At 69.4% G+C, this 428-nt stretch carries 1 protein-coding gene; it reads left to right on the forward strand.

The window, feature by feature from the left end:
• On the forward strand, positions 1–428 hold a 428-nt coding region (locus tag BN948_RS25410), incomplete at both ends, for a two-partner secretion domain-containing protein (RefSeq protein ID WP_156037868.1).

The following is a 428-nucleotide window of genomic DNA, read 5'->3' on the forward strand; positions in this document are numbered from 1 at the left end:
GTGGTGTTCAAGCCCGCGCGTGGCTTGCCACGCACCGTGCATTGGGCCGTGACCCTGGCCCTGAGCAGCCCGCTCAGCAGCCCACAGGCCTGGTCGCAGATCCTGGCCGACCCTTCTGCACCGGGCAGTCAGCGCCCCACCATCCTGGGCACCGGCAACGGCGTGCCGCTGATCAACATCACCACACCCAGCGCGGCCGGTGTCTCGCGCAACACCTACCGCCAGTTCGACGTCGGCTCGCCCGGCGCCATCCTCAACAACAGCCGCACCGGTGCGCAAAGCCAGCTCGGCGGGCCCATCCCTGGCAACCCCTGGTTAGCGACGGGCCCCGCCCGCGTCATCCTCAACGAGGTCAACTCCAGCAACCCCAGCTTCCTCAACGGCCCCATCGAAGTCGCCGGCCAGCGCGCCGAGGTCGTCATCGCCAA

The sequence above is a fragment of the Hydrogenophaga intermedia genome, from assembly GCF_000723405.1.
In the GTDB taxonomy this organism is placed as follows: Bacteria; Pseudomonadota; Gammaproteobacteria; order Burkholderiales; family Burkholderiaceae_C; genus Hydrogenophaga; species Hydrogenophaga intermedia.